This is a genomic window from Pseudomonas tumuqii, assembly GCF_013184545.1.
In the GTDB taxonomy this organism is placed as follows: domain Bacteria; phylum Pseudomonadota; class Gammaproteobacteria; order Pseudomonadales; family Pseudomonadaceae; genus Aquipseudomonas; species Aquipseudomonas tumuqii.
This window is the reverse complement of sequence record NZ_JAAOJA010000065.1, coordinates 1-523: the sequence shown is the minus strand read 5'-3', so window position 1 is coordinate 523 and position 523 is coordinate 1. Positions and strand designations below refer to the sequence as shown.

At 64.4% G+C, this 523-nt stretch carries 1 protein-coding gene; it reads left to right on the top strand.

From position 1 onward, the window contains the following. Positions 1–523: isocitrate lyase/phosphoenolpyruvate mutase family protein (locus G9C89_RS24965; RefSeq protein ID WP_172153401.1), on the top strand; the 523-nt coding region annotated here is incomplete at both ends.

Sequence of the window (523 nt, the reverse complement as noted above, 5' to 3'; positions counted from 1 at the left end):
ACCTGCCGCTGTTGGTGGATGTCGACACCGGCTTCGGCTCTTCGGCCTTCAACGTGGCGCGTACCGTCAAGTCGATGATCAAGTTCGGCGCCGCGGCGATTCACATCGAGGACCAGGTCGGCGCCAAGCGCTGCGGTCATCGGCCGAACAAGGAGATCGTCACCCTGCAGGAGATGGTCGACCGGATCAAGGCGGCGGTGGATGCGCGTACCGATGACAGCTTCGTGATCATGGCGCGCACCGATGCGCTGGCGGTCGAAGGCCTGAACTCGGCACTGGATCGCGCAGAGGCCTGCATCGAGGCTGGCGCCGACATGATCTTCCCCGAGGCGATCACCGAACTGGCGATGTACAAGACCTTCGCCGACCGCCTCAAGGCGCCGATCCTGGCCAACATCACCGAGTTTGGCGCCACGCCGCTGTACACCACCGAGGAGCTGGCCAGTGTCGACGTGTCCCTGGTGCTCTATCCGCTGTCGGCCTTCCGCGCCATGAACAAGGCGGCCGAGAACGTCTACACCGC